The organism is Affinundibacterium seohonense (genome assembly GCF_014284305.1).
Taxonomy (GTDB): Bacteria; Pseudomonadota; Gammaproteobacteria; order Burkholderiales; family Burkholderiaceae_D; genus Undibacterium; species Undibacterium seohonense.
Window position 1 is genome coordinate 1 of record NZ_JACOFW010000064.1, and the last position, 1,404, is coordinate 1,404.

2 protein-coding genes are annotated in these 1,404 nt (G+C 43.7%); both read right to left on the reverse strand.

Translation table 11 applies throughout. From position 1 onward, the window contains the following. Window positions 1-545 (reverse strand): hypothetical protein (locus tag H8K52_RS20550; RefSeq protein ID WP_186924780.1); only part of this gene is annotated, 545 nt, incomplete at its 3' end. A gap of 147 nt (window positions 546-692) precedes the next feature. Next, a complete protein-coding gene (locus H8K52_RS20555) occupies window positions 693-1,223 on the reverse strand; it encodes a hypothetical protein (protein WP_186924781.1) in 531 nt (176 codons plus the stop codon). Window positions 1,224-1,404: the final 181 nt, after the last annotated feature.

The window sequence follows — 1,404 nt, forward strand, 5'->3', positions numbered from 1 at the left end:
AGTCCCTGGTGCAGCAAGTGGAATAGTGCAGCACGAATAATCGTTGGATCGCCGGTCACAAACTCACGTTCAATTCGCGACAGTTGCGTTGGTTCCTTGATGAATTTCACGATTGATCGCAAGATTGATGGAGACATATGCTCGCGATATGTGACAAGCAGTGGTAAGAATCGCTGCCAGTTATTAATCCAAAAACGCGATGCTGCCAGATCGCTTAACGTAATGATGCGGATTGGTATATCACTTGCAGTCGAGCATACAATCAAATCAAGCGATGAACGTTTTATCAGCAAGAATTCTTCCTGGGAATTTTCTAGCGTCCAAAAGTCGGCTAGTCGCTTGCCAGAGCCGATTTCGAAACTTCCAGGACGTTCACAAAATGATTCAATTTTAGGATTCGTTTCAAGAAGAACCCATAGCTGATACGCTAGTTCGCCGAAGCATTGCACGCGCCGTTGTAGCTTTATGCTATATACCTCGATCAATCGTTCGCCGCGAGGTCGAATGGAATGAATTGGAAGCTGAAATCGAGAAAATTTATTCATGATTTCAATAACTTACGCCACCTCCTGTCTTTTCAATGCCGCGAAAAGGCATATTTCCCGAGCTGTGCTTCTAAAAGTCATCTTTGCCGATTTTATTATGATGGTAAATTTGCCTGCAAAATCTGGGCGCTCATAGTAAAGTGTCCTTTATTTTTGCAGGCAAATTTGCCGAGGTCTACGATCGCCGGTCACAAACTCACGTTCAATTCGCGACAGTTGCGTTGGTTCCTTGATGAATTTCACGATTGATCGCAAGATTGATGGAGACATATGCTCGCGATATGTGACAAGCAGTGGTAAGAATCGCTGCCAGTTATTAATCCAAAAACGCGATGCTGCCAGATCGCTTAACGTAATGATGCGGATTGGTATATCACTTGCAGTCGAGCATACAATCAAATCAAGCGATGAACGTTTTATCAGCAAGAATTCTTCCTGGGAATTTTCTAGCGTCCAAAAGTCGGCTAGTCGCTTGCCAGAGCCGATTTCGAAACTTCCAGGACGTTCACAAAATGATTCAATTTTAGGATTCGTTTCAAGAAGAACCCATAGCTGATACGCTAGTTCGCCGAAGCATTGCACGCGCCGTTGTAGCTTTATGCTATATACCTCGATCAATCGTTCGCCGCGAGGTCGAATGGAATGAATTGGAAGCTGAAATCGAGAAAATTTATTCATGATTTCAATAACTTACGCCACCTCCTGTCTTTTCAATGCCGCGAAAAGGCATATTTCCCGAGCTGTGCTTCTAAAAGTCATCTTTGCCGATTTTATTATGATGGTAAATTTGCCTGCAAAATCTGGGCGCTCATAGTAAAGTGTCCTTTATTTTTGCAGGCAAATTTGCCGAGGTCTACGG